21 protein-coding genes are annotated in these 26,811 nt (G+C 48.2%); 3 read left to right on the top strand and 18 right to left on the bottom strand.

Annotation, left to right across the window (positions count from 1 at the left end):
* Window positions 1–6: 6 nt before the first annotated feature.
* The 13 genes from ACYVD3_RS26355 to ACYVD3_RS26295 form a co-directional block, all read right to left on the bottom strand.
* Window positions 7–921: an ABC transporter permease gene (locus ACYVD3_RS26355; protein WP_460645473.1), complete on the bottom strand. Its 915-nt coding sequence runs from the start codon at window positions 919–921 to the stop codon at window positions 7–9.
* Window positions 899–1,861: an ABC transporter ATP-binding protein gene (locus ACYVD3_RS26350; RefSeq protein ID WP_460645587.1), complete on the bottom strand. Its 963-nt coding sequence runs from the start codon at window positions 1,859–1,861 to the stop codon at window positions 899–901. The genes ACYVD3_RS26355 and ACYVD3_RS26350 overlap by 23 nt, the downstream gene beginning before the upstream one ends.
* On the bottom strand, window positions 1,861–4,350 hold the full coding sequence (locus ACYVD3_RS26345; RefSeq protein ID WP_460645472.1) for a hypothetical protein: 2,490 nt from the start codon (window positions 4,348–4,350) through the stop codon (window positions 1,861–1,863). The genes ACYVD3_RS26350 and ACYVD3_RS26345 overlap by 1 nt, the downstream gene beginning before the upstream one ends.
* Window positions 4,351–4,356: 6 nt before the next feature.
* Entirely contained in the window at window positions 4,357–5,493 is a 1,137-nt protein-coding gene (locus ACYVD3_RS26340; RefSeq protein ID WP_460645471.1) for a sensor histidine kinase, read from the bottom strand.
* Window positions 5,483–6,190 (bottom strand): response regulator transcription factor, encoded by a 708-nt coding sequence (locus ACYVD3_RS26335; RefSeq protein ID WP_460645470.1) that lies wholly within the window; start codon window positions 6,188–6,190, stop codon window positions 5,483–5,485. Before ACYVD3_RS26335 ends, ACYVD3_RS26340 begins: the two co-directional genes overlap by 11 nt.
* Window positions 6,191–6,450: 260 nt before the next feature.
* Window positions 6,451–8,595, bottom strand: coding sequence for an RNA degradosome polyphosphate kinase (locus ACYVD3_RS26330; protein ID WP_460645469.1), 2,145 nt, complete (start codon window positions 8,593–8,595; stop codon window positions 6,451–6,453).
* The gene (locus tag ACYVD3_RS26325) at window positions 8,595–10,163 is read right to left on the bottom strand and encodes a Ppx/GppA phosphatase family protein (protein WP_460645468.1); all 1,569 of its coding nucleotides are present in this window, start codon (window positions 10,161–10,163) and stop codon (window positions 8,595–8,597) included. Before ACYVD3_RS26325 ends, ACYVD3_RS26330 begins: the two co-directional genes overlap by 1 nt.
* A gap of 53 nt (window positions 10,164–10,216) precedes the next feature.
* On the bottom strand, window positions 10,217–11,581 hold the full coding sequence (locus ACYVD3_RS26320; protein ID WP_460645467.1) for an ATP-binding protein: 1,365 nt from the start codon (window positions 11,579–11,581) through the stop codon (window positions 10,217–10,219).
* A 145-nt stretch (window positions 11,582–11,726) separates the two neighbouring features.
* Window positions 11,727–12,863, bottom strand: coding sequence for a prephenate dehydratase (gene pheA, locus ACYVD3_RS26315; protein WP_460645466.1), 1,137 nt, complete (start codon window positions 12,861–12,863; stop codon window positions 11,727–11,729).
* A 37-nt stretch (window positions 12,864–12,900) separates the two neighbouring features.
* Window positions 12,901–13,662, bottom strand: a complete 762-nt coding sequence (locus ACYVD3_RS26310; RefSeq protein ID WP_460645465.1) for a lysophospholipid acyltransferase family protein — start codon at window positions 13,660–13,662, stop codon at window positions 12,901–12,903.
* Window positions 13,663–13,716: 54 nt separating this feature from the next.
* A complete protein-coding gene (locus tag ACYVD3_RS26305) occupies window positions 13,717–14,187 on the bottom strand; it encodes a putative ABC transporter permease (protein WP_460645464.1) in 471 nt (156 codons plus the stop codon).
* Window positions 14,188–14,277: 90 nt separating this feature from the next.
* On the bottom strand, window positions 14,278–15,789 hold the full coding sequence (gene cls / locus ACYVD3_RS26300; RefSeq protein ID WP_460645463.1) for a cardiolipin synthase: 1,512 nt from the start codon (window positions 15,787–15,789) through the stop codon (window positions 14,278–14,280).
* A gap of 97 nt (window positions 15,790–15,886) precedes the next feature.
* Window positions 15,887–16,066, bottom strand: coding sequence for a DUF4250 domain-containing protein (locus ACYVD3_RS26295; RefSeq protein ID WP_460645462.1), 180 nt, complete (start codon window positions 16,064–16,066; stop codon window positions 15,887–15,889).
* Between the two features lie 204 nt (window positions 16,067–16,270).
* On the opposite strand from ACYVD3_RS26295, the gene ACYVD3_RS26290 reads away from it, so the two are divergent.
* Window positions 16,271–17,275 carry an asparaginase gene (locus ACYVD3_RS26290; protein ID WP_460645461.1) on the top strand — a complete coding sequence of 335 codons (1,005 nt, stop codon included), beginning with the start codon at window positions 16,271–16,273 and terminating at the stop codon, window positions 17,273–17,275.
* A gap of 123 nt (window positions 17,276–17,398) precedes the next feature.
* On the opposite strand, the gene clpB is transcribed toward ACYVD3_RS26290, so the two are convergent.
* On the bottom strand, window positions 17,399–19,987 hold the full coding sequence (gene clpB / locus ACYVD3_RS26285; protein WP_460645460.1) for an ATP-dependent chaperone ClpB: 2,589 nt from the start codon (window positions 19,985–19,987) through the stop codon (window positions 17,399–17,401).
* A 220-nt stretch (window positions 19,988–20,207) separates the two neighbouring features.
* On the opposite strand from clpB, the gene ACYVD3_RS26280 reads away from it, so the two are divergent.
* Window positions 20,208–20,744, top strand: coding sequence for a glucan-binding protein (locus tag ACYVD3_RS26280; protein WP_460645586.1), 537 nt, complete (start codon window positions 20,208–20,210; stop codon window positions 20,742–20,744).
* Between the two features lie 21 nt (window positions 20,745–20,765).
* On the opposite strand, the gene ACYVD3_RS26275 is transcribed toward ACYVD3_RS26280, so the two are convergent.
* From ACYVD3_RS26275 to ACYVD3_RS26265, 3 genes are all read right to left on the bottom strand, one after another.
* Complete coding sequence (locus tag ACYVD3_RS26275; RefSeq protein WP_460645459.1) at window positions 20,766–22,088, bottom strand: MATE family efflux transporter; 1,323 nt, start codon at window positions 22,086–22,088, stop codon at window positions 20,766–20,768.
* A gap of 15 nt (window positions 22,089–22,103) precedes the next feature.
* Window positions 22,104–23,084, bottom strand: coding sequence for a Gfo/Idh/MocA family protein (locus ACYVD3_RS26270; RefSeq protein WP_460645458.1), 981 nt, complete (start codon window positions 23,082–23,084; stop codon window positions 22,104–22,106).
* 85 nt (window positions 23,085–23,169) lie between these two features.
* Window positions 23,170–24,075, bottom strand: coding sequence for a LysR family transcriptional regulator (locus tag ACYVD3_RS26265; RefSeq protein ID WP_460645457.1), 906 nt, complete (start codon window positions 24,073–24,075; stop codon window positions 23,170–23,172).
* 176 nt (window positions 24,076–24,251) lie between these two features.
* Between ACYVD3_RS26265 and ACYVD3_RS26260 the strand changes: the two genes are divergently transcribed.
* Complete coding sequence (locus ACYVD3_RS26260) at window positions 24,252–25,526, top strand: L-cysteine desulfidase family protein (protein ID WP_460645456.1); 1,275 nt, start codon at window positions 24,252–24,254, stop codon at window positions 25,524–25,526.
* A 150-nt stretch (window positions 25,527–25,676) separates the two neighbouring features.
* On the opposite strand, the gene prfA is transcribed toward ACYVD3_RS26260, so the two are convergent.
* Window positions 25,677–26,753 (bottom strand): peptide chain release factor 1, encoded by a 1,077-nt coding sequence (gene prfA / locus ACYVD3_RS26255; RefSeq protein WP_460645455.1) that lies wholly within the window; start codon window positions 26,751–26,753, stop codon window positions 25,677–25,679.
* Window positions 26,754–26,811: the final 58 nt, after the last annotated feature.

Here is a 26,811-nt window from a genome sequence, read left to right as displayed (position 1 = left end):
CTCCTGTCATTTTAATTTTCTTATCTTATTCCCTTTGGATGGGCTGATGGCCTTTACGGCGATGAACATGAATATAACTGCCAGGGCCAGTTGGATGAAAATACTTAAGACCACCCAGTTTTCCATGATAAAGTTATCGGGATGGGGGCCGAACCAGCTATTTAGGCTTCTCACCACCTGATTATCCCCTGTCTGGCCGTTGATCATCGCATAGAAGGTGGCCGCCGGGTTTAAAAGGAGCAGATAGAGAAACGCGCCGGAATTGGTCTGGTCAGCCATACCGCCTACGGACATGGCATAGGCACTGCTCATGTTCATCCTGGCAATGGACAGGGCAAAGGCATTGATCGCATAGGTTCCCGCGGCAATGACGACCAGCACTCCATAGCTCACAACGGTGGCAATGGTAGACCGTTTGAACAGGGAAGAAAAGCAGACCCCCATGCTTCCGCAGAGAAGGGCCACCGCTAAGTAACACAAAAGTAAAAGAAGTACGTCATAAATCATCACGCCCCCGTACACAAAGGACACCGCCAAAAGAGGGAAGCTGGACATGATCATGATAAACATGGTGCTAAAGGAAGAGGTAAGCTTTCCCCATACGATCTCCCACGGCTTTAAGGTGGTGGTGAGAAGGAGGTCAAGGGTCTGGCGTTCCCTTTCTCCGCTGATGCTGCCTGCGGTCAGGGCAGGCATGATGAACATCAGCATCACAAATTCCACTGCAGCTACAAATACGTACAGATTGGTAAAGGAGGAGTACTGGATCTCCGCCGTCAGCTTAACCCTCTCCACTACGGAATACATGTTAAGCAGGACCACCAGAGCCAGGATGGTATTAAAAAGCGCCAGAATCAATGCCAGACGGAAGCTTCTGGAACTGACCATTGTCTCCCTTTTATAAACCGGATTCAATTTCATGTACAAGCACCGCCTTTTCTTTATCGTGATCCGTGATCTGCATAAACAGGGATTCTAAGCTTCCCTGTTCCCTGTAGAAGCCATGCACCAGCACGTCGGCATCCACTAACTGCTGCAAAAGGAGCGCCTCATCCTGCTGGTCTCCGAAAAAATTCACCCTGATGTCCTCTTCCTTTACCGCTATGGTTTGAACGCAGGGCTGGCTTTTTAAGATGGTCAGCGCCTTTTCCTTATTTCCCAGTACAGAAATGATCAGGGGATTGGAAGCATTGACCCTGCGCAGTATCTCCTCCATGCTTCCGCTTAAGATCATTTTACCCTGGTCAATGATCCCTATGTCCGTACACATCTCGGAAAGCTCGGAAAGCACATGGGAGCTTATTAATATGGTCTTTCCCTGCTCCTTTAATTCCTTTAAGATCTCTTTAAATTCAAACCTGGTTCTTGGATCCAGCCCTGAGGCCGGTTCATCCAGGACCAGCAAAAGTGGGTCGTGGATCAAAGCCCTTGCCAGGCAGAGCCGCTGCTTCATCCCTCTTGACAAGCTGTCCACGTAAAAATTCACCTTATCCTCCAGGCCCACCTGCTCCAAAAGGGTCATATACCGGGTCCTGGCCTTTAAGCCGTCACTCCCATAGCAGGAGGCAAAGAATTCCATGTATTCATTGACCCTTAAATTGTCATAAACACCGAAGAAATCAGGCACATAGCCGATCTTCAGCTTTAATTCATCTAAGCCCCTGGACACATCCACGCCGTCGATCAACACCTGGCCGCTGTCAGCGAAAAGAAGTCCTGTCATGATCTTTATGGTGGTGGTCTTTCCCGCTCCGTTAGGTCCTACGAATCCATAAAGAGATCCTTTTGGAATGTGAAGGTCCAGGCCGTTTAACGCATGGAATTTTCCAAACTTTTTCCGCAAATCCTTAATCTCTAACATCATTTATCCCTTCCTGTCACAGTCAGCATGGGCAGAGTCACATACCAGTTATTCTCGGCCGTATTGTCACATACATATTTTACGGTCAGCGTGTTACCCGGAGACAGATAAGGGGTGAGCTCCCAGACTTTATAAACCGTTTTGCCAGGGTCCATGGCATCGTAATTCCCCGTATCGTGATTATAGAAATAGAGGTTTCCCTTAAAAATGGTGGTGTAGTAAAAGCTTTCGCTGTTTAAAAACTCATCCGAGGGGTTTTCAAAGGCCAGAGTCTCCACCTCTAAGTCATTTCCAAGGAAATACTCCAGAGCTACCGGATCTACGCCGTAAATGGCATTGGAATCCGCATAATACTGCCCGCTTACTACCGTAGGCGTTTTCATGAGGGCAGAACGGGAGGTCCCGTTGCCCTTTTTTGTTTTTACATCGATGGTAGACGTAAACATGGACATACCGTAAGTCTCATAACTTCCCCTGGCAAGGAACTGGCTGTCCGACTGGTCTTTGCTGAAAGCCACGATCCTGGCCTCCGGATTATAGAATGAAGAATATTTATCAAGGTAAAAGCTTAAAATATTGGTCCTTGACAGGGCCAGCATGTAAGCCGGATCCTCAATATCCGCCTTTTGATACTGGTAGCTTCCCGTCACCCGGGCAGACACCAGAAAGGAGTTGTTAATGGGATAATTGATTACCGGAAGCCCCTCAAGGTTCATGGTTTCTCCCGGCTCCAGCTTTTCAATGGCCACCAATTTCCCGTACATCAGAATTCCCACCTTTTCTACCTGGAAGGGATATTCATTGGTCACGGTGCCGTATACCTTTCCCTCAAACAAGGTGATGTCTCCTGTAAGGCCCTTATGGTCCGTATTTGGAGTCCTTTTTTTCAGGGAATAATATTTGGGGGTAAAGGCGGCCGCATTCTGGACAGAAACCCTGGTTTCCTCTTCCCCATAGGATATCTTTACCTTGTAGTCTTCATTTCCCACGAATCTGGGAACCGGCTTCATCTCATAGGAACTGCTTCTGGTGATGGGAAGCAGGTCATAGGTTGAGTCCAGGGCAATGGTATATGCCTTGTTGTAGGGTGTCCTCATGTTGAGATAGGTGTATTCATCCACATAGTCTTCTGTGGTATCCAGAATGGTGGCATAGGTAAAGAAGGTGTCCTTAAACCTGGTCCCCATCCCCATTAAATAGACCACCGCGGCAAACAGCAGGGAAATTGCTGCCACCCCTGTCCGGTACAGCCTTCTCTGCTCCCGTTTTTTTAAGAACAGGTAAAGCACCGGACCCACTAACAGAATATATCCCAGGATCACTGCCCCATAAAGGACTAAGTCAGGCAGCTTATCCACGTCTCCGGTATTCAGCATATTCTGCACAGACCAGTACTGGGCGGAATTGCCGCTGTAAAGGTAGGAGGATAAGTTATTTAGCTTGGCTTCCCCCAAAAGCGCTGTAAAAAGCTTATCCACGTAGGAGCGCTGGACCTGGCAGAAGGAGGCGATGTCCACAAAGTCATAAGCTGCCACTCCCACCTTGCCTTTTCCCTTTGACACAGAGGTAAGGACCGGGAATTCATCATTGGACAGCACTCCGGTTCCTCCTTTTAAGGAAACGTCCGCACAAATCAGATTCATGAAGGAATCTCCCGGGCCATTGACGGAATATTCCACTCCCATATCCACGGATTTTTCCGAAGGCGGGGCATAGTCCTCCTCCAGAATATCGGACCGGAAGGCATAAAGGGTATCATCCGCCCGGGCGCCGGTTCCAAGAAGAAGTGTCCCTCCCTCTTTCACCCATTCCCAGATGGCAGATACCTGGTCTGTTGACAGCCTCTTTGTATCGAAATCCGTAATGACCAGCACATCCAAAAGATCCAGCCCAATCACATTATCAGGCATCTTTGCCCCATCCATCTCAAAGGTCTTGATCCTGACAGAGCTGTAATTTACTCCTACTCCCTCCATATAGGACAGAGTTTCCGGCTCATCGGACAGCACTCCCACAAACAGCTCCGCAATGTCTGCCGTAACATTCATTTTTAAGCGTTTGCGGATCAGCTCTCTTCCCTGGGAGTCCAGAAGCTTCACAAAAAGAACATCTGCCCTTCCCACGGGAATATCCAGGGATTCCTCCGTCGATTCAAACGCATCTAAGGAAACCAGATATTCATATTGGTAAACATCATAATCAGATTCCATGGCTATGGCCTGGACCGTCCCCTGAAAGGCTGAATCCAGTTGGCTGTTTAATGTAATATTCACCGGCACATAACGCCCGCTTTTTGCATTACCCTCATAGCCGTAGGAAACATCCATGGAAACGCCGGAATTGGAAGCCGCATAATTTCCGTCTATGGAGGAATACGGCGCCTCCATTCCAACCGTTGTTTCATAGGCCATACCAAAAGCAGGCAGCACAATGCTGCCTGCTATGGTGACCGCCATGGCACAAATCAGGGATATCTGTCTGAATTTCATTCTCTGTCACCCTATCTTTCCAAAGTTCTCTTTATTAATATCAAAATCCACTAAAAGCTTTACCGTAAATATGGTACCGGACAGGTCACTGGTCACTTGAATGTTGCCGCCGTGCATATCCACAATATTCTTTGCGATGGCAAGCCCCAGCCCCGTTCCTCCCGTATTGGTGGAACGGGACTGCTCCACCCGGTAAAACTTGTTGAAAATGAGGGGAAGCTCCTCCTCGGGAATCACGTAGCCGTAATTGATCACCTGGACCGTGACCAATTCCTCGTTTCCATGAACCTTCACCAGGATGCGCTTTCCATCCGCTCCATATTTGATGGCATTGTTGATCAGATTGTCAAACAGACGGGCTAAAAGATTGCCATCCGCCGAGATTGTCTGGGCGGGGACATTGCTTTGAAGCTCATAAGAAAGGTTCTTATCCACAAAACTGGGATAAAATTCTTCCAGAAGCTGACTTAAAAGCTTCACCACGTCCACTTTGGCCACGTGCATGGAGATTTTTCCGTAATTCAGCTTTGTAAATCCAAACAGATCCTCGATCAGCTTTTCCAGCCGCTTTGTCTTCACGTATGCAATCCCTATGTAGTTTTTCTGGACTTCCGGATCAAGCTTTGTTTCTCCGGACAAAAGCTCCAGATACCCGATGATGGAGGTCAGAGGAGTCCTTAAGTCGTGGGCGATATTGGTAATCAGCTCGTTCTTGGTCCGCTCCGCCTCCCGTTCCTTATCCATGAGGCCTCTTAAATCTCCCACCATCTTATTTAAACTGGCAGCCATGACGGAGAACTCATCATCTCCCTCAATGTCTACCGTAATATTTAAATCCCCCTGGGAAATGCTCTGCATGGCATCGGAGATCCGGCTGATGTAACGCATGGACTTTTCCTGGAGGAGAAGGAAGGTGACCGTGAATATCCCGATTCCGAAAACCACATAAATCAGAATCACAACCACGTCAAAGGACGTAAGCATTTCCACAAATGCATTGTCCCTCTGGGTGTTTCTCATGTAGGAAGCTACCAAAGATACGTTGGTCACCAGAAATATCTCGATCAGGACCGTGACCACTGCGCTGTAAAAGATATTGGCAATGACCCGGGTATGGAAACGGCGATTGATATCATTTTTCAATTTTGTATCCTACCCCCCAAACAGTGGTGATGATCTTGTTCTGTCTGGTATCTTCCTTCATCTTGCCCCGCAGGCGTCTGATATGTACCATTACGGTGTTATTTGCCTCATAAACCTTTTCATTCCACACCTTCTCAAAAATCTCATCGGTGCTGAACACTCTTCCGGGATTAGAGGCCAGTAAATAAAGGATATCAAACTCAATGGGGGTGAGCTTGATCTCTTCCCCATAAACAGTCACCTTATGGTTATCCTTGTTAATGGTCAGCCCTTTGATTGCGATTTCATTCTTAACTGCTTCGTTTACCGCGCTGTTGGGGTTTAGCTGGGTATAACGGCGCAGTTGGGATTTTACCCGGGCCGTCAGCTCCAGAGGGTTAAAAGGCTTTGTCACATAATCATCAGCCCCGGTTCCAAGTCCCAATATTTTGTCCAGATCCGTGGACTTGGCGCTTAACATGATGATGGGAATGTTATTTGTCTCCCGTATTTTCTTGCACATTTGCAGGCCGTCCATTCCAGGCATCATGATGTCTAAAAGCACCAGATGGATCTGATTCTTTTCCAGAAAGCCCAGTCCCTCTTCCGCATTATTCGCTTTATATACTTTATATCCATCACTGACCAAATAGATTTCTACCAGCTCTGCAATCTCTTTCTCATCATCCACAACCAGAATGCTTATTGTTTCGGACATGAAAAATACCTCCCTTGTCGTATGTATAAGGTTCAGCGGTGCATGAATCATTTGGCTGGCGCCAAATGATTCATGACGGGCGTTCCGCCCTATAGAAACACTTGCACAATTTGTGCTTAGTGAGCAAGCTCCCACGCACAAACCGTGCAAATGTTTCTGCACCGCTTAGACTCTTATCCATTTTACCACAAGAAAGGTATCTTTGCCTTACTATTTTCTTACAAAAAAACTATAAAAAGGTAATTATACGGGTCCATTCCTTACACCTGGCTCTCCGTAGGAATAAATACCCGGCTGCCTATGGGGTTTAATTTACCAAGTTCTTCCTTCACGCTCCTGACCGCCTCTTCGCAGAACTGCTCCTGGCTGTTGACCAGGACCCTGCCCCTTTTATCAGGCTTTTCATAGGTTCCGGAAGGCTGCAGGATATGGGCCTTTACGTTATCCTGAAACTCCACCTTAAGGACATGAAGGATCCGCTCCATCAGGGTCTCATCCTCCACCGGGAACATGATCTCCACCCTTCGGTCCAGGTTTCTTGGCATCCAGTCAGCACTTCCCATATAAAGCTCCGGGCTGTTGTCATTTTCAAAATAAAAGATCCGGGCGTGTTCCAGGAAGTTTCCCACAATGGAATGAACCGTGATGTTTTCGCTTAGCCCCGGAACCCCTGCCTTTAAGCTGCATATTCCCCGGACGATCAGATCGATCTTCACCCCTGCGCAGGAGGCTTCGTAAAGAGCCGCTATGATCTCCTTGTCGCAAAGGGAGTTCATCTTGGCCATAATATGAGCCGTTTTCCCGTTTTCCCCATTTTTCGCTTCCCTGCGGATCATCCTTAAGAACCTGGCCCGCAGCCAGATAGGGGCCAGAATCAGCTTATTCCAGTGAAGTGGTTCGGAATAGCCTGACAGCATGTTGAACACGGCGGTGGCATCCTCTCCGATCTGGGGATTGCAGGTCATGAGGCCGAAATCCGTGTAAAGCTTTGCCGTGGAATCGTTGTAGTTTCCCGTGCCTAAATGGACGTAGCGGCGGATCCCGTCTTCCTCCCTGCGCACCACCAGGGTGATCTTGCTGTGGGTCTTTAGGCCTACCAGCCCGTAGATTACATGGCAGCCGGCCTTTTCCAGCTTTTTTGCCCAGTTAATATTGTTTTCCTCGTCGAACCGGGCCTTTAATTCCACCAGCACCGATACCTGTTTCCCGTTATCGGCTGCCTCAGCCAGGGCGGCAATAATGGGAGAATTCCCGCTGACCCTGTAAAGGGTCTGCTTAATGGCCAGGACTTCCGGATCCTTTGCCGCGGTTTTCACGAAATCCACTACAGGATCAAAGGTTTCGTATGGATGATGAAGAAGGATGTCACCTCTCCTGATGTTGGAAAAAATATCTTCCTCATTCATGAGCTTTGGAACCTGCTGGGGAATATAGGGAACTGCCTTTAAGTGGGCAAAGCCTTTCAGTCCGTACATCTTCATGAGAAAGGTCAGATCCAGAGGGCCTGCAATCTCAAAAATATCAGCGGAACTGATGCTCATCTCCCGTTTAAGTATTTTTAACAGGCGTTTATCCATCTTTTCTTCCACTTCCAGGCGGATGGCCTCTCCCCATTGCCGTTTCTTAAGCTGCTTCTGGATCTCCTCCAAAAGGTCCTCCGCCTCTTCTTCGTCAATGGTAAGGTCCGCATTTCTCATGATGCGGAAGGGATGGGCGGTGATCACATTGTAATTTAAAAACAGGCTGCCAATGTTCCGTTCCATGATCTGTTCCAGCATAATGACTGCCCGCTCTCCCTTTTTCCCGGAAGGCAGCTCCACGATCCTTGGAAGCACGCTGGGTACCTGGACCATGGCAAATTCCAGTTCCTCTTCCCCGCTCTTTTTCTGAAGGAGAGCTGCGATGTTTAAGGATTTGTTGCGGATCAGGGGGAATGGCCTGGAGGAATCCACGGCCATGGGAGTCAGCACCGGATACACGTTTCTCTCAAAATAGCTGTCTGCATATCTTCCCTCTTCCACGGTTAAATCCTCATGGTTCTGGACCACCCGAAGCCCATTCTGCTTTAAGGCCGGAACAAGGGAACGGTTATAGGTAGAATACTGCAGGACCACCAGCTCATGAGTCCGTTCACTGATCTTTTCAAGCTGCGACTTTGGATCCAAACCCGCAATATCCGGCTTTGTATATTTGGCATGGACCATATCCTTTAAGGAAGCCACCCGGACCATATAAAACTCATCTAAGTTGGAAGCGGTAATGCTTAAAAATTTCAGCCGTTCAAAAAGAGGAAGGCTTTTATCTCTTGCTTCGCTGAGGACACGGTAATTAAATTCAATCCAGCTCAGCTCACGATTTACATAATTTTCAGGACTGCTGTATATTACTTCATTGACACCCGTCATCAGGATAACCTCCTCTTCTGTTTTAATATGGGCCTTATTCCGAATATCTCTTCAAAGAAGTCCGCTTTCTGGCGAAATGACACCGCTTCCAGAGTGATGTCGCCTTCATAGGAGACAGTCACAACCAATTGCCCGTTCTTAACGCTCATATGGCTTTCCGAAAGCTTTTGCTTGTGGCTGCGGTCCATGGAATTTGCCAGTCTTAAAATGGCCGTCAGCTTTCCTACAAGTATGAGGCTGTCCTCTTGAGGAAATTCCCCCTTTGTGTTCCGGAATACATCTTCGCTTAAATGGATCCGGTTATAATCAAATTCCACTCCGTTGTAACGGACCGCATTGGCAATGATCTCCCTCTCCATATGGGACAATCCGATGATCTCCGTTGACATGATGATATGGTAGGCGGATTCGCTGGGGTTTCTCATGCTGATAAACTTGCCGCAGGCATGAAGGATGGCCGCGATCTGCAAAAGCAGTCTTTCCCTCTTTCCCATCCCGTGATATTTTTTCATGCTGTCAAAGATATCAAGCACGTATTTTTCCATATTTACCGTATGAGGCCCATGGCATTTGTAACGCTTTGCCATGTTGCGGGAGGCCGCAAGTATGTCCTCGGAGAAATCATGATTAAATTTCACCGCCTTTGTCTCCTCCGCATATTCGGCGGCAATGCTGTCGCATAAACGAATTCCGGGAATCCAGAACAGCTCCGCCTTTGTCAGCTCCAGAACACGTTTAAAGATGATGGCCGCCGGCACCAGGAGAGATGCGTATTCTGCATTGACTCCAAACCGGTCCTGGATCTGATCCAGGGACATTCCAACGATCTTTTCATAAAAGAATGCAAATTCTTCCGCAGTGACCCGTTCCACAGGCTTTCCTCCCCGGCTGCCCCGGGACAGATAAAGGATGCTCTCCCCGATCCCGATGAGGTTTTTGATCTCCCTGTCCTTTAAATAGACTTTTCGGAAGGTGTACAGTTCGTTGTCCACCAGTTCTTCGATCAGGGTATTCTGCACCTGGTTGTCGACCTGAACGCTTCCCATCATTTCACGGATCCTTAAGACTCCCAGCATCAGGTTATGGGTGGAAACCAGGGCATCCCTGTCAAACAGGGAAACCTGCATGCTTCCAAAACCGACATCAACAATGGCCGTCCCCTTTTGTATGATCTTATGAAATTCCGCATCCTTGGAAGCAATGGCCTTATAACTGATAAAGCGCTGCTCAGAGTTGCTGATGGCCCGTACTTCGATCCCGGTCCTCACACGGATCTGATCCAGCACGATCCGGCTGTTTTTTGCCTCCCGCAGGGCACTGGTGCCATAGGCCCGGTAGCCGGTCACCTTATAGGACTGCATAATACCGGCAAAGTCCTTGATGACCTGGCACATTTCATCCACCAGTTCATAGCTGATCTTTCCATCTTTATAGGTATCCCTTCCAAGGGCGATGACATGGCGGACATGGTCCACCCTCCGGATCCCGGCCTTCTGGGAAATCTCATAGATGCCAAGCTCCAGTTCAAACGATCCAACATCAATGGCAGCAAATAATCTCATTGCCATACTGATCCTCCTTACCGCCCATCAACCAGGCAGCTTTCATATATTCCACTCTGTCATTTCATCTTTCCTATCCTGTTTTCCGGGCAGTGCCCATCCCGTTTTACCGGGTGTAAAGGTATGCCCCCAGGGTGTTCACCGGCTGTTCCCAAAAGGTGGGTAATAAACTGGCTTGCCGTTCTGCCTGATAAGCCTCCGTGGCTTAATTCCCATATATTGGCTTTTGCATACAATTCTTCTAAAGACATGTTTATATCGCTGCGGGCGGCCAGTTCCCTTACGATCTCCTGAAACTCCTTTTTATCCGGCGAGCCAAAGTAAATGGTCACACCAAAGCGGGCCACCAGGGAAAGCTTTTCCTGGACGGTGTCATTATTATGTAAGTCATCATCCAGCTCCCTTTTATCACTGAACTTTTCCCGTATGAGATGCCTCCGGTTGGAAGTGGCGTAGATCAGTACATTGCCCGGCTTCTTCCCAAGACCCCCTTCAATGATCGCCTTTAAATACTTATACTCCAGTTCAGAATCCTCAAAGGATAAGTCATCCATGTAAATGATGAATTTGTAATTCCGGTCCTTTACCTGCTCCTGAACCTTTGAAAGAGACTTAAACTGATGCTTGTAAACCTCGATGATCCGAAGCCCTCTGTCATAATATTCATTGAGAACCGCCTTGATGCTGGAGGATTTTCCGGTTCCGCTGTCGCCAAACAACAGGACGTTGTTGGCAGCCCGTCCGTTTAAGAATGCCTCCGTGTTCTCGATCAGCTTCTGTTTTTGAAGCTGGTAGCCGATGATGTCGTCTAAATGGACATGCTCGATGCTGGTGATGGGCAGGATCTGCGGTTCGCCGGCCCCATCCTCGATGCGGAAGGCTTTATTTAAGCCGAATTTCCCCACTCCGAACCTGCGGTAAAACTCCGTTACCTGGGAAGCAAAAACCGTTTCATCCTCAGCCTGTTCCAAGGCAACGGCCAGGGCCACGATCTGGTCCCTGATCCTCTTATTATAAATCTTGCTGCTGCCGTCTGCCCTGCGGTAATCGGCCAGGGCGGCCCATATCCCCTTCCCAGGGATAAAACGGTCCAGCTTTCGGATGTCATGGTCAAACAATTCCTTTATGACCCGGAAATCATGGGCTGCCAGTTCATTTAATGTTCCTTCCACAGGGCCAATGATCTCACAGGAGGTGCTGTAGACATTTTCGTCGTTTGCCAGGCAGAATGATAAAAAACAATGCCAGAGATTCCCCTCAAAGCCATAGGAAGCCGCCAACTCTATGAGCTGACCGGCACAGGAATAGGAATCCGGCATTGTTTCTGTTCTCTCCCACTGCTCCAGGCTCAAAAGCCCGGCGATCTTGTCAAAAAGTTCACGATGTTTCAAATTGCGGTATAAAATCAATTCCTGGGATTTCATAATATGCCTCCTAAATGAATCAAGGGGATATGCCTGCATATCCGGCTGATTCATAAATTCAAGGTTGAAAGAAGTCGTTCTTCCCACCTTCCTTCTTGTGTAAATCCAGGTCCGGACTCTTTACCAGGCCGGACCCTGCAAGCCTTTAATAATTTCCTAAAACCCTCATGTTGCTCCCCTCTTCAGATATTCCCTTTAAGGCATTCTGAATGGAGGCATCACTTAAATTCCCCTCAATATCTATGAAAAACCGGTATTCCCAGTTTCTTCCCAATATGGGCCTTGACTCGATCATCATCATGCTGACCCCATTGTAGATAAAATTGCTCAGCATATTATAAAGAGAACCGCTCTTATGAGGCAGTTCAAAGCTGATGCTTATCTTGGCCGCATCTTCCCGGTATACCGGGTCCCTTGACAGGATGATGAACCGGGTCGTGTTACTTTTATTATGGTTAATGGAAGGCTTTAAAACCTTCAGCCCATAAATCTCCCCTGCGATCTCGCTGGCCACTGCCGCCTGGGACGGATCTCCAGCCTCAAGGATCCTTTTGGCTGCCACAGCAGTATTCTCCACGCTGACCTGCTTCCATTCCCTGTTGGAATTGAGGAATTCAGAACACTGCATAAGCGCCTGGGGATGGGAAAATACCGTCTGGATGTCCTCCTCTTTTGCCTCCGAAAGCCCAAGAAGGGCATGGTCCACGGAAAGGAAGATTTCCGCCACAATGTAGTTGCGGTATTTAATAAGCAGATCATAATTATGGGTGACTGCTCCTGCCGAGGAGTTTTCAATGGGCAGCACCGCATAATCCGCTGTTCCTGCCTCCACCTCTTTCATGGCATCCTCCCAGGAATCCACATGGCGGATATCTCCATCTTCCCCAAAATATTTCAGGGCAGCCTCGTGGCTGTAGGCCCCTTCCACTCCCTGATACACCACCCGTGCCTGCTTTACAGGAAGGCTCTTTACCGGACGAAAATCATGTTCCGCCTGAAACCCGTGTTCCGCCATAAGCTTGTACTGGAAATGGCGGCTAATGGTCATCATCTGGGTAAACAGCTCTCTTACCGCCTGTTTGTGGAATCCATCTTCCACCATGCCTGTCACGGCCTGAATCTTCTGCTGCTCTCTTTCCTTGTCATAAACCTGCTTGCCTGTCTCAATCTTATATTCCGCTACCTGACCGCTAAGCTTCATCCGCTTTTCAAATAAGGATACGATCTCATGGTCGATCCCGTCAAGCTGTTTTCTGATCTCCTGCAAATCCAATGTTTTCATAGGCCTTATCATTCCTTTGTCTTATCTGTCTGTGTGCTTATGCCCTGCCGGAAAGCTTTCCCTGGCTTTTTAATTCCGCTTCCAGCATGGCCTTTATCTGATTTTCCACATAGGCGCCGGGGAATTTCCGGAATTCCGGCTCCAGCTCCTTTGTGTAAATGGGTGTTCCAAATTCAATGGTCACCTGGGAAGGGCGGATGAATGGAAAATGCCGCTCAAACACCTCCGCAGTTCCTGTCATAGCCACAGGCACCACCGGACATCCGCTTTTTTCCGCAATTTTAATGCTTCCTTCCTTAAAAGTCAGCAGATCCAGGGGATTTTCCTCCCGGTTCCTGGTACCCTCCGGGAAAATCCAGACGGAAACCCCTCGTTTCACCTGATCGATTCCTGTGAGAATGGTTTTTAAGCCTTCCTTTAAGTTCTTTCTGTCAAGAAACAGGCAGTTTACATATTTCATCCAGGTGGAAAGGAGGGGAATCTTCTCCATTTCCTTTTTTGCCACAAATCCCATGAGGCCGGGAACTGTCACATAGCCTACAAGAATATCAAAATAGCTTCTGTGATTTCCCACATACAAAACGCCCCGGTCGGCAGGGATGTTCTCCCTTCCCTTGACCGTAATGGTCACACCGGCCATTCCAAGGAGGATCCGGAAAATCCACTGGACCACTGCAAGACTCTGCACATCCCGCAGGTGGCGGTCTTTTCTTCCGGTCACCCACTCAAAAGCCAGGACCGGAATACTTAAAATCAAAAAGATAATGATTGTTGCTGCTACAAGAATAAAACGTATCATTGGTCTCGTCCTCCATTTCATCTATTATATAAAATGGTGACTTTAATTACAATACTACCTGCCTTTCTTTTTTGTAATTTGTTCAAACAACAGTCCTGTGGCAAACCACAGCGGTGCAAAATCCAGACGGATCAGACCGTCAATATTGGTGCTTCGTCCCGTATAATCCCAGGGGCACACCCCCCCGCCTCTCAGAAGAGAGCCGGCAAAATATTCCGCCACAAAAATAAGGACCATGTAAAGAAATCCATGGCGGATGGCCAACTCCGTTTTCCTTGCCACAAATCCGGAACCAGGAGTTACCCAGCGGTCAATGAGAGTTCCAATGGGGCCTAAAAGAGCTCCGCAACCATAGATGGGGAACATTAAAAGAGAAGTCTGCCCCATGAGCCGCCAGTCTTGGCGCAAAATAGATTCCGTGGAGGTAAAGATAACTTCCAGGCACCAGCCCGTTACCCCACACTTGAAGAAATTAAATGGTAACTGTTCTAAGTTTAATTGTGATAGTGTCTTCATACCCTTCATTATGCGTAGGTTTGCGGGATATTATGAAAACAAAAAGATATTTTCCAGCGGTTTTTCATAAGCAATACTATGTCATTCTGTAAAAGCATTCTATAAAAGAGGGGATAAGAGCCTGCTTCCCTGTTCCTTGATCCGGATGAAAAGGCTTCTCTCCTCGTATACCTCTCTGGTGATCTCTTTACACCTTTCTAAATCCTGAAGAAACAGCACTTCCAGTCTGCGGGTGGTTTCCTCATCATAGATTACCGCATTTACTTCAAAGTTAAGTTCAAAGCTTCGGATATCCATATTGGCGGTTCCATAAGAGCTGACCTTTCCGTCGGTCATGACTCCTTTGGAATGGAGAAATCCGTTTTCATAGGTATAGCATCTGGCTCCTGCGGATATAAGATCTCCCACGTAAGAATAGGAAGCCCAGTAAACAAAGGGGTGATCCGGCTTACAGGGGATCATAAGCCTTACATCCACGCCGGAACGGGCGGCTACCTGCAAAGTGGTCAGTACGGCGTCATCGGGGACAAAATAGGGCGTCTGGATGTAGATGTGGTCCCTGGCCTTTGAAAACAGGCGGATATAATTGTCCCGGATCTGACGGCTCCTGGCATCAGGGCCGCTTGCAATGATCTGGATCCCAAGATGCTCTTTCTCATCATTCATGTCAACCACTCCCATAGAATCCAGGCATCTTCCATCCTCATCCTCACAGAAATATTTCATGTTCCGAAACAGGTTTTCTCCTGCCGCATAATTCCAGTCCAGGGCAAAACGGATCTGAAGGCTCAGTACGGAGCCCCCCTGAAGCTTTAGATGGGTATCTCTCCAATAACCGAATTTGGTGTCTTTGGAAATGTATTCCCGGCCAATGTTAAAGCCTCCCACATATCCCACCCGGTTGTCAATGACCACGATCTTTCTGTGGTTTCTGTAGTTCACCCGAAGCTGGAGTCTGCCCAGGAACGGCGGGAAAAAGATCCCTACCTTTACCCCGTTTTCCTTAAGCCTGTTCCATTTGTCCTTTGGCATGAAACGCCCTCCCATGCCGTCACAGAGAATGCGCACTTCCACCCCTGCCCTGGCCCGCTCTATGAGGATAGGGATTATGGAATCAAACAGTTCATCATCCTTAATAATGTAATACTGCAAATGAATGAAGTGGGCAGCCACTGAAAGCTCCGCTCTTAAGTCTTTGAATTTTTCCTCACCGTCAGTAAAAATCTCCACCGTGTTGTCAACAGTCAGCACGGCCCCGGATGTCTCTAAATTGTATACCACCAGATCCGAATAGTCACGGGATAAAGAGGAAACCAGACTGATGTCATGGCTCTTTAAAAATTCTTCCTGGTTTTTTGCGGAATAGCGCACCCGGTCTTCCACTTCCTTGACCCGGAACATCTTGCCCTTTCGCATATCCTGGCCCAAAAGCAGGTAAAAAAGAATGCCGAATACGGGTATAAAATACAGCGCCAGAAGCCAGGTCCAGACCGCTTTGGGGTCACGCCTCTGGAAAAACACGATGATAATTGATAAGACCAGGTTAATATAGATCAGATGATCCATCAACCAGTTCCATATTCCAACTGTCTGTATCCAAGCTGCTTCCATAATATATCCCTCCTGTCTAAACGGACCACTTATCCGCTTTATTCGTTCCGCTTATTGCTCGTGCAAAAAGAGTCACCGCTGCTGCGATGACCCCTTTTTATACAAACTGATTTCTTTCCCTGTTGTAATGATAATCAATGGCAGCCAAAGAAAGGGTCAGATCTTCTTCCTGGATCCCAAGACTATGGCAGCATTCCTCCAGAGAAGGATAATAGTCTCTTAACTGAGTATTGATATAGCTTAACAGCATTGCAGGATCTTTAGGTATGTTAAACATTTTTTCCTCCTCCTATTCTGATCTCATGTTTATTTTATCACAATTTTCCACTGTTGTGAATCTCCCAAAGTAAGAATCGCGGATTTCCCCCTTAAGATCGGTGTCAGAATCACCATGAATAAGGCTTGTGGAAAAGTCTCCCTGTACGAATGAGGAAATCAGTGTTACAATCAGATATTGAAATCCCTCAGGAGGTAATTCCATATGAAAAAAATACTAATGCTTGGAACAGGGGGCACCATTGCCTGTAAGCGAAGCGACAGCGGCTTAAAGCCTCTCCTCACCTCAGACGAGATCCTTTCCTATGTTCCGGAAACCTCACAATTCTGTCAGGCAGACAGCCTGCAGATACTTAATATAGACAGCACCAACATGCAGCCCCATCATTGGCTTTCCATGGCAAAGGCCATTGAGATCCATTATGAGGACTACGACGGCTTTGTCATCTGCCACGGCACGGACACCATGGCTTACACGGCCTCAGCCCTTTCCTATCTGGTCCAGAATTCGGAAAAGCCCATTGTCATCACCGGGGCACAAAGGCCCATTGATATGGAGAATACCGATGCCCGCACCAATTTATCTGACAGCCTCCGGTTTGCCAGCGAGCCTAAGGCCCATGGCGTCACCATTGTTTTTGACGGAAAGGCCATTGCAGGCACCAGAGGGAAAAAAGAGCGTACCAAGAGCTACAATGCCTTTTCCAGCATCAATTTCCCTTATATTGCCGCCATCCAGGATGGGTATGTGCTGTTTTACGTGGACGACAAGGCTTCCTGCCCCAGACAGGTACAGTTTTTCCGGAAATTAAATTCCCATGTGGCATTGATGAAGCTCATCCCTTCCATGGAACCGGATGTCCTGGATTATATGGCAGCGCATTATGATGCGGTGATCATAGAATCCTTCGGCGTCGGCGGCCTTCCCTCCTATGACACAGGAGACTTTTATAAGGCGGTGAAAAAATGGATCTCCCTTGGAAAAACCGTGGTCATGGCCACCCAGGTGACCAATGAGGGCAGCAATATGTCCATATACGAGGTGGGGCACTCCATCAAAAAGGAGCTGGGACTTTTGGAAGCCTATGACATGACCCTGGAAGCCACGGTGACAAAGCTCATGTGGATCCTGGGACAGACCAGGGATGAAAAAGAGATCCGGGAATTGTTTTACCGGACCATTAACCGGGACATTCTGTGGCAGGTATAAAAATTAAGAAAAACTCTCAAAACGTGTTTTTCTTAGCTGACGGGGCATGAGCCGGAGGAATATGCTTGCATATTCCTCCGGCTCATTGTTGGCGCAAAATATAGGCGTATCTTTTCTTTCCTCTTATTCCAGATAGGCGATCAGCTTCTGGCCGTCTTCTGACACATCCATAACGATCACATTTCCTGCCTGGACTTCATCCCCAAGAATGATTCTGGCCGCCAGAGTTTCCACATGCTTTTGCAGGTACCGTTTCAGCGGACGGGCTCCGTAAACCGGATCATATCCCTGTTCCACCACAAATTCCTTTGCCTGGTCGGTCAGTTCGATGGTTAATTCCTGATTTTCAATCCGTTTATTCAGATCAGCAAGAAGCAGGTCAATAATTCCCGCAATATTTTCCTTGTCAAGAGGCTTAAAGAGGATCATTTCATCAAGACGGTTTAAGAATTCGGGACGGAAATGGTTTCTTAAGTCATTCATTACCATTGCTTCCGCATCTCCCCTGATATTTCCGTCTTCATCAATGCCCGTCAGCAGATACTGGGAGCCGATGTTGGAGGTCATAATGATGATGGTATTTTTAAAGTCAACGGTTTTTCCGGTGGAATCTGTGATCCGCCCATCGTCAAGAACCTGAAGCAGTACGTTAAATACATCGGGATGGGCCTTTTCCACCTCGTCAAAGAGCACTACGGAATATGGCTTTCTCCTGACTGCCTCTGTCAACTGGCCGCCTTCGTTATAGCCCACATATCCTGGAGGCGCTCCGATCAGCCTGGATACGGAATGCTTTTCCATATATTCACTCATATCAATCCTGACAATGTTATTTTCATCGTCAAACAGGCTTTCCGCCAGGGCCTTGGCAAGCTCCGTCTTTCCCACACCCGTAGGCCCTAAAAACAGGAAGGAGCCAATGGGCTTTGTGGGATCCTTGATCCCCGCCTTGGAACGGATGATGGCCTCCGTAACCTTTGATACCGCCTCATCCTGGCCGATGACCCTCTTATGAAGCTCCTGATCTAAGTGGAGGGTTTTATTCCTTTCCCCTTCCGTCAGCCTGGATACCGGAATCCCCGTCCATTTGGACACGATCCTGGAGATCTCCTCCTCTGTGACGCTTTCATGGACAAGGCTCAGATCCTGATTCCTTACCCGCTCCTCCTCTGCCGCCAGCTCCTTTTGAAGCTGGGGAAGCTTTCCATACTGGAGCTCTGCCGCACGGTTTAAATCATACTTTTGCTGTGCCGTCTGGATCTCCCGGTTTATCGTTTCGATTTCTTCCCTTAAAGAAGAAAGCCGGTCAACAGATGCCTTTTCATTTTCCCACTGGGCCTTCTGGGAGGTGAATTCATCGTGAAGCTCCGCCAGCTCCTTCTGAAGTTCCGCCAGGCGGTCCTGGCTCAAACGGTCGGTTTCTTTCTTTAAGGCAGCCTCTTCGATCTCCATCTGCATGATGCGCCTTGACAGCTCATCCAATTCTGCCGGCATGGAGTCCAGTTCCGTCTTGATCATGGCACAGGCTTCATCCACCAGGTCAATGGCCTTATCCGGCAGAAAACGCTCGCTGATGTAGCGGTCTGACAAAGTCGCCGCCGATACCAGAGCAGAGTCCGTGATCTTTACCCCATGATAGACCTCATACCTCTCTTTTAACCCTCTTAATATGGATATAGTATCTTCCACACTGGGTTCAGTCACCATGACCGGCTGGAACCGCCGCTCCAGGGCCTGGTCCTTTTCAATATACTGGCGGTATTCATCAAGGGTAGTTGCGCCGATACAGTGAAGCTCGCCTCTTGCAAGCATTGGCTTTAACATATTGCCTGCGTCCATGGATCCTTCTGTTTTCCCTGCGCCTACAATGGTGTGAAGCTCATCGATGAACAGGATGATCTGGCCGTCGCTTTTTTTCACCTCGTCAAGAACTGCCTTTAAACGTTCCTCAAATTCTCCCCGGTACTTGGCACCTGCCAGCAATGCCCCCATATCAAGGGCAAACAGCTTTTTCTCTTTTAATCCCTCCGGCACATCCCCCCGGACGATCCGCTGGGCCAGGCCTTCTACCACAGCGGTCTTACCTACCCCAGGCTCCCCGATGAGAACCGGGTTGTTCTTGGTCTTTCTGGAAAGGATCCGGACCACATTGCGGATCTCACTGTCCCGGCCGATCACCGGATCCAGCTTCTGGTCCCTGGCCCGTTCCACCATATCATAGCCGTATTTGGTAAGGGTATCATAGGTGGCCTCCGGGTTATCATTTACGACCCGCTGGTTTCCTCTTACGGTGGAAAGGGCCTGTAAAAAGTTTTCCCTGGTTATGCCATAGCTCCGGAACAGCTCCTTTACGGACTTGGAAGGCTGCTTTAACATGGCCAGGAACAGATGCTCTACGGAAACGTATTCGTCCCCCATGACCTTTGCCTCATCCTCGGCGCTTATTAAGACCTTATTTAAATCATTGCTGATGTATAGCTGCCCTCCTCTTACCTTGGGAAGTTTTTCCATTGCCTGAGCCGTTTCATTTAAAAACTGCTCTTTCTGTATGTTCATCTTTGTTATAAGTTTTAAAATCAGGCTGTCTTCAATGGTAAGAAGGCTCTGCAGCATATGTTCCTGCTCGATCTGCTGATTTCCGTATTCATAGGCAAGCTTTTCGCACTTCTGGACGGCTTCCATAGACTTTTGGGTGAATTTATTGATATTCATAATTGCTTCCTCCTTTTTTCGGATCTGTAAAAACATTGCCTCACTTGTTCTATATGTAATATAACAAATAGTGTTTCCTGTGTCAAGATGATTTTCCCCAGATTCGGACGGAATTCAAACAAAAATCTTACATTTTTCTTCTCCGCATTGTTTTTTCCATGGCCTTCGCCTATAATCAAAGCAGTTATCTTATCCCTTGCACTCAGGAGGTGACGGTTTGATGAATATTTTTTCCCGCCGGAATTTCATACGCAGCGCAGTAGCTGCCGCCGCAGTTTCCCTGTTTCTTTTGGCAGGCATTCCCCCGGTGGACAGCTTTGCCCACACAAAGGATGAGTCCATTTACCTGGCAGGTACCTGGATAAAGGATGAAGTGGGCTGGCGTTTTTTTAACCAGTGGAATTCCACTTTTCCTGCCGGGAAATGGGCGGAATACCAGGGAAATTCCTATTATTTTATGGACAATGGGTACATGGCAACGGGATGGCATCTTCTAAACGGTAAATGGTATTATTTTAATCCCTATGAGGGAAAAGAGGAAGGCTCCATGGTCACCGGCTGGGTTCATGCCCCGGATTATGGCGGCTGGTTTTATACAAACCAGATCGGGATCATGGTCACCGGCTGGCATAAGATCGATGGCTTCTGGTACTATTTTAACCCCAATTCCGACGGCCTACTGGGACTTATGGCCGTAAACCGCGTTGTTGACGGCTGCTATGTAGATGCCAGCGGGCGGATGAATGAAGTCCGGTAAATTTAGAAAGAGCAGTGCTGTTTAAGAAACAGACACTGCTCTTTTTTCAATTCCCCGGAATCTCCAGCTAAATAAAACAGCGCGGAAAATCCAGTCAATAAACATTCCATACCACACGCCCATTACGCCTGTATTCATCATGCGGACAAAAAGATAAACAAAGGCGATCCGGAACATCCACATGGAAAATATGGATACCACCATGGTAAATTTGGCATCCATGGAAGCCCTTAAGGCATAGGGAATGGTAAAGGCCAGAGGCCATACGATCATTGCATAGCTGTGGGCTACCACCATTTGGGAGGATATTTCCGCCGCCTCTCCTGAAAGATTGTAAACGGAAACTAGCTGGTCTGAAAATATCACCATGATCCCGCAAAGCAAAAGAAGGATCCCGTAATTGGCCCCAACCAGAAGCCTGGTGTACCGTTTTGCCTCTTTTTTCTCCCCTGCCCCCACGCACTGGCCCACAATGGTGATCAGGCCCAGGCCTATGGCATTTCCCGGCAGGTACAGCAGGGTCACTAAGTTGGAGGCCACTGCGTAGCTGGCAATGGCTGCCGTTCCAAGAGAGGATACCAGGCTTTGCAGGGCAAGCTTTCCAAACTGGAACATGCCGCTTTCCAGGCCGTTTGGAATGCCGATGGACAGGATCCTTTTGATCATGGGAATGTTTGGCTTAAGCTCTGACAGACGGTTGATCCTGACAGTATTGTTAGGATTCTGGATCAGGAAGAGCATCAGCACTGCGGCTGCCACACGGCTGAACAGGGTGGGCCAGGCCAGGCCGGACACTCCCATATGAAAGCCGTATACGCAGACTGCATTTCCTATGACATTGAGAGTATTGATCACCAGGGAAACTGCCATGGAGGCCTTGGAATTTCCCATGGACCGGAATAAGGCCGCACAGGAATTATAAACTGCCACAAAGGGATAGGACAGGGCTGTGATCCAGAAATAAACCACGGCAGCGCTCATGACTTCCCCATCCACGTTGCCGAAAATAGCCTTTAACAGACTTCCCCTGCCTGCCAGGGCAATGAGGGTGACAAGCACCGACAGTACGGTGGTGACTCCAATGAGCTGGCCTGCTGCCTTGCAGGCATTTTCCGACTGCTTTTTCCCAAGATACTGGGAAGATATGACCGCCCCTCCTGTGGCCAGTGCCGCCAGCATCTGTATGATCAGGATGTTGATGGATTCCACCAGGGAAACACCGGACACAGAAGCCTCTCCAACGACGGCGGCCATCACCACATTTACCATGCCCACCAGGACGATCAATATCTGTTCCACAATTAAAGGAGCCAGGAGCTTCAGTAAATCTTTTCTAGTAAACATTTGGTTTCCTCTTTATCATGACTCAAACGGATATCGGATTCCCCACTGGCTTCTTAACTCATCCATAACCTTCATAATGGCCAGAATTGTCTTATGGGGCATCTGGGGACACTGGGTCCAGCCATTTCTGATGGCTTCCCCACTGGCCTCAATCTGGTATTCATATCCGGATATCTGCTCCGGCTGAATATGAGTTTCCACCAACTGCCGTTTGGCGTCATAGACCCGTATGGCCTCAAAATTATTAACATTTTCAACCACAAGGTAACCCTTGGTTCCATATATGATCCCCAAACGGTCGGACAACACCCGCAGGGAACTGTTTAAAATCGCCATCTTTCCTCCCGGATAGCACAGGGTCATGCTGTTCTGGGCATCCACTCCGGTGTCTGTTTTGATTACGCTGGATCGGATGTCTGATATCTCATCGCCAAAAACAAGGGAAGCGAAATTAAGAGTATATACCCCCACATCAAGAAGGGCTCCCCCGGCAAGCTCCGGCTTTATCAGGCGGGGCCTGTCAGAAATCAGATAACAGAGATTTGCTGTAAGGGTCATAGGCTCTCCGATGATGCCGGAATTTAAAACCTCTTTCAGGGTCTTTGCCATGGGCATGTAGCGCACCCACATGGCTTCCGTTATCATGAGGTTTTTTTCCTCTGCCAGATCGGTCATCTCCTTTGCCTGGGTATAGTTGGCTGCAAAGGCCTTTTCGCAGAGAACATGCTTTCCATGCTCCAGGCACAGCTTTGCATTGCTGCAATGCTCGGAATGGGGCGTGGCAATGTAGATCAATTGGATATCCGGATCTTTTACAAGCTCTTCATAGGAGCCATAAGCCCTTTCTATGGAAAAACGTGCCGCAAATTCTTCCGCTTTTTCCAGACTTCTGGACCCGGCTGCCATAAGAACCACCTGCGGCATCTGAAGCATTGTATCTGCCAGTATGGAGGCGATCCCGCCTGTTCCCATGATTCCGATTTTTAACGCTTCCATATCTTAAACCTCCGTGGAATTTTTCTTTTTACCTGTCAAGTATAACACATGAAAACTGCCTGTACAATCACTCTTTTGGCTCCTCCTACAGGCGGTTTCTTTCACACTCCTGCTCCATCCTTTGTACCAGTTCAATGAATGCCTTCATCTCTCTGCTGATCCATTTATCCTTGTGATAGACCATCTGCCTCCAGGTCTGTAATTGAAAGTCCTTCATTTTAAGGGAGGTTAAAGTCCCCTCTTCCATATCCCTGGAAATAGCGAATTCCGGCAGAAAGGAGATCCCTGCATTGCTGCGAAGGAGCTTGATGATGAATTCCGTGTTGCCGATCTCTAGAAAGGGATGGACCTTTTTCCCGCAGGAGGCCAGGTGCTGCTCCAGCATAAACCGGTAGCTGGCATCCTTTTCCGTGAGAAGCATTGGCTGTGAAATGACCTGATCCATGGTAAGGTCTGTTTCCATTGCAAAGGGATGGTGCTTGGACGCGGCAAAAATAATGCTTTCCGGCTTTTCCATTACCTTCACCCATTTTGCATCATACAGAAGCTCATCAAGAAAATATACCAGGTCAATGGTATTGTGATTCATCATATCAAGAAGAACACCGGGAGAATCCACCACAATGCTGACGTTGACCTGGGGATAAAGCCGGTGGAACTCCTGGATCAGAGGCGGAAACAGGGTGGAACAAATGGACTCTATGGTTCCGATGACCAGCCTTCCCGTAAGCTCCGAGGATTGGGATAAAATATTTTTTACATGGTTTAAATTCTTTACCACCTCAGCCGCATATTCATAAAAGGTTTCCCCCTCATGAGTCAGGGTCGTCTGCTTCCCCAGCCTGTCAAACAGATGGACATTCAATTCCTTTTCCAACTGCTTGATCTGTACGGTAACGGCGGCCTGGGAATAGCCCAGCTTTTCAGCCGCCCTGCAAAAGCTTTTCCTGTTTGCCACCTCTAAAAATGTCTTTATTTCCCGCAGCTCCATGCCACAACTCCTTTCTTATATCAATTTAAAAATATTAAACGTTATCTTAAAAACATTAAATTTTACTTCCATGCTTTTCTATGGTACATTATAACTAACGAGAAATCAATGTTTATTCACAAGCAATCTTTGAAAAATCAAATCAATGATACTTTCAGAAAGGAATTGACGTTCATATGGAGAAAGCAGACTGTAAATACCGCGCCTATGTGCAGATTTTAAAGGAAGAGCTGGTTCCCGCCATGGGCTGTACCGAGCCTATTGCCCTGGCTTATGCCGCCGCAGTGGCCAGAAAAACACTGGGGGAAATACCGGACAGGGTGGTGGCCGCCGCCAGCGGAAGCATTATTAAAAACGTGAAATCTGTGATTGTTCCCAACACAGGCCATTTAAAAGGCATCCCTGCGGCAGTGGCGGCAGGAATCGTGGCAGGAGATCCGGAAAAAGGGCTGGAGGTTCTTTCTGAGGTTTCGCCGGAGCAGATTATGGAACTGAAAAAATTTATGGAGGAAAGAGAGATCACGGTAGAGCACTTAGACAGCGAAATCAGCTTTGACATCCTTGTTACCCTGTATAAAGGCACTTCCTACAGCAGGGTGCGCATTACCGGTTATCACACAAACATCGTTCTCATTGAAAAGGATGGGGCCATAGTAAAGCAGGTAGAAGCGTCCTTAGAGGAAGAGCCGCTGACTGACCGGAATCTGCTCAATATGGAGGATATCTGGGACTTCATCAACTCCGTGGAGATCGACCATATCCGGGAGATCCTGGACCGCCAGATCCAGTATAACTGGGCGATTGCCGAAGAAGGCCTTAAAGAAAACTATGGCGCCAATATCGGCAAGGTGCTCCTTAAAAATTCCGGGAATGATCTATCCATTAAGGCGAGGGCCATGGCAGCGGCGGCTTCCGACGCCCGCATGAACGGCTGCGGCCTGCCGGTGGTTATTAATTCCGGAAGCGGAAATCAAGGGATCACCGTTTCTGTGCCTGTGATCGTATATGCAAAGGCTTTAAAGGTCAGTGAAGAAAAAATGTACCGGGCTTTGGCCCTGTCCAATCTGGCTTCCATTCACCAGAAAACACCCATCGGCAGGTTATCTGCCTACTGCGGAGCGGTCAATGCAGGAGCCGGAGCCGGGGCTGGGATCGCCTATCTCTGCGGAGGCGGCTATAAGGAGGTCATCCACACCATAGTCAATGCCCTTGCCATTGTTTCCGGCATTGTCTGCGACGGGGCAAAATCCTCCTGTGCGGCAAAGATCGCCTCCTCCATAGAGGCCGGAATCCTGGGCTGCAACATGTACATGCAGGGACAGCAGTTTTTAGACGGCGACGGGATCGTCACCAAAGGAGTGGAAGCCACCCTTAGAAACGTGGGAAGACTGGGGAAAGAGGGGATGAAGGAAACGAATAATGAGATCATCCGGATCATGATAGGGGAATAGGATGGAGACTGGCAAAATTACTTATAAAATCTCATTTCAATTTTAATATAGAAAAGACAGCAGCTCCAGGTACATCTAAGAGCTGCTGTCTTTTCTTTAAACATATATTTCTTATTAAAGGCTATATCTTCTAAAAAATATCCGGGATTTTTACGGCTCTTCATTTAACTTGCTTAAACGCACAGCCTGATCCGCCGCAATGAGAGAATCCAGAAGCTCCTGAATGTCCCCATTCATAACGGAATCAATCTTATAAAGAGTCAGCTTGATCCTGTGATCTGTTATACGGCCCTGAGGGAAGTTATAGGTCCGGATCTTTTCGGAACGGTCTCCCGTACCGATCTGGCTTCTTCTTTCCTCAGCCTCTGAATTCTGCCTTTTCGCCAGCTCCATATCATAAAGTTTGGAACGCAGTAAGCGGAAAGCCTTTTCCTTGTTCTGAAGCTGTGATTTTTCCGTCTGGCTGTAAATCACAATTCCGGTGGACATATGAGTCAGACGAACGGCCGAGTCGGTGGTGTTTACACACTGTCCGCCGTTTCCGGAGGCACGCATAACGTCAATCCTCACATCCTTATCCTCGATCACTACGTCAAACTCTTCTGCCTCAGGCATAACGGCTACCGTAGCTGTGGAGGTGTGGATCCTTCCTCCGCTTTCTGTCTCCGGCACACGCTGTACCCGGTGAACACCGCTTTCATATTTCATCTTGGAATAAGCGCCCTTGCCGGTAATCATGGCAACCACTTCCTTAAAGCCGCCGATTCCATTTTCATTGACGCTGATCAGCTCCACCTTCCAGCGATGTCCTTCCGCATAGTTTACATACATGCGGTAAAGCTCGGAGGCAAACAGGGCCGCTTCGTCGCCGCCTGCTCCTGCACGGATCTCCAGAAGGATATTCTTATCGTCATTGGGATCCTTGGGTAAAAGTAAAACCTTAAGCTCCTGCTCCAGCGCCTCGATCTGCTTTTTGGCATCGGATAATTCCTCCTTTGCCATTTCCCGCATCTCCTCGTCGCTCTCTTCCTCCAGAAGAGCCAGGCTGTCTTCCACGGTCTGCTTTGCCTTTTTATACTGGGTATAAGCCTCAACCAGATCCGCCAGATCCGCCTGCTCCTTCATCAGCTTCCGAAACCGGTTCTGATCCTCTATTACGGAAGGATTGTTAAGCTCCTGCATCAATTCTTCATAGTGAATTAATATATCATCTAATTTATCAAACATTAGTAACCTCCTGAATTTCCCACAAAGGACTGTCGTTCACATTATACCGTGAAAGCAT

The organism is Lacrimispora brassicae (assembly GCF_054772055.1).
Note: the sequence above shows the minus strand (reverse complement) of the source record. Positions and strands in the feature narration are given on the sequence as shown.

Coding starts and splice junctions, on each gene's coding strand:
- ACYVD3_RS26355 (WP_460645473.1), bottom strand. CDS start 921: ATGAAATTGAATCCGGTTTATAAAAGGGAGACAATGGTCAGTTCCAGA.
- ACYVD3_RS26350 (WP_460645587.1), bottom strand. CDS start 1,861: ATGTTAGAGATTAAGGATTTGCGGAAAAAGTTTGGAAAATTCCATGCG.
- ACYVD3_RS26345 (WP_460645472.1), bottom strand. CDS start 4,350: ATGAAATTCAGACAGATATCCCTGATTTGTGCCATGGCGGTCACCATA.
- ACYVD3_RS26335 (WP_460645470.1), bottom strand. CDS start 6,190: ATGTCCGAAACAATAAGCATTCTGGTTGTGGATGATGAGAAAGAGATT.
- ACYVD3_RS26330 (WP_460645469.1), bottom strand. CDS start 8,595: ATGACGGGTGTCAATGAAGTAATATACAGCAGTCCTGAAAATTATGTA.
- ACYVD3_RS26325 (WP_460645468.1), bottom strand. CDS start 10,163: ATGGCAATGAGATTATTTGCTGCCATTGATGTTGGATCGTTTGAACTG.
- ACYVD3_RS26320 (WP_460645467.1), bottom strand. CDS start 11,581: ATGAAATCCCAGGAATTGATTTTATACCGCAATTTGAAACATCGTGAA.
- pheA (WP_460645466.1), bottom strand. CDS start 12,863: ATGAAAACATTGGATTTGCAGGAGATCAGAAAACAGCTTGACGGGATC.
- ACYVD3_RS26310 (WP_460645465.1), bottom strand. CDS start 13,662: ATGATACGTTTTATTCTTGTAGCAGCAACAATCATTATCTTTTTGATT.
- ACYVD3_RS26305 (WP_460645464.1), bottom strand. CDS start 14,187: ATGAAGGGTATGAAGACACTATCACAATTAAACTTAGAACAGTTACCA.
- cls (WP_460645463.1), bottom strand. CDS start 15,789: ATGGAAGCAGCTTGGATACAGACAGTTGGAATATGGAACTGGTTGATG.
- ACYVD3_RS26295 (WP_460645462.1), bottom strand. CDS start 16,066: ATGTTTAACATACCTAAAGATCCTGCAATGCTGTTAAGCTATATCAAT.
- ACYVD3_RS26290 (WP_460645461.1), top strand. CDS start 16,271: ATGAAAAAAATACTAATGCTTGGAACAGGGGGCACCATTGCCTGTAAG.
- clpB (WP_460645460.1), bottom strand. CDS start 19,987: ATGAATATCAATAAATTCACCCAAAAGTCTATGGAAGCCGTCCAGAAG.
- ACYVD3_RS26280 (WP_460645586.1), top strand. CDS start 20,208: ATGAATATTTTTTCCCGCCGGAATTTCATACGCAGCGCAGTAGCTGCC.
- ACYVD3_RS26275 (WP_460645459.1), bottom strand. CDS start 22,088: ATGTTTACTAGAAAAGATTTACTGAAGCTCCTGGCTCCTTTAATTGTG.
- ACYVD3_RS26270 (WP_460645458.1), bottom strand. CDS start 23,084: ATGGAAGCGTTAAAAATCGGAATCATGGGAACAGGCGGGATCGCCTCC.
- ACYVD3_RS26265 (WP_460645457.1), bottom strand. CDS start 24,075: ATGGAGCTGCGGGAAATAAAGACATTTTTAGAGGTGGCAAACAGGAAA.
- ACYVD3_RS26260 (WP_460645456.1), top strand. CDS start 24,252: ATGGAGAAAGCAGACTGTAAATACCGCGCCTATGTGCAGATTTTAAAG.
- prfA (WP_460645455.1), bottom strand. CDS start 26,753: ATGTTTGATAAATTAGATGATATATTAATTCACTATGAAGAATTGATG.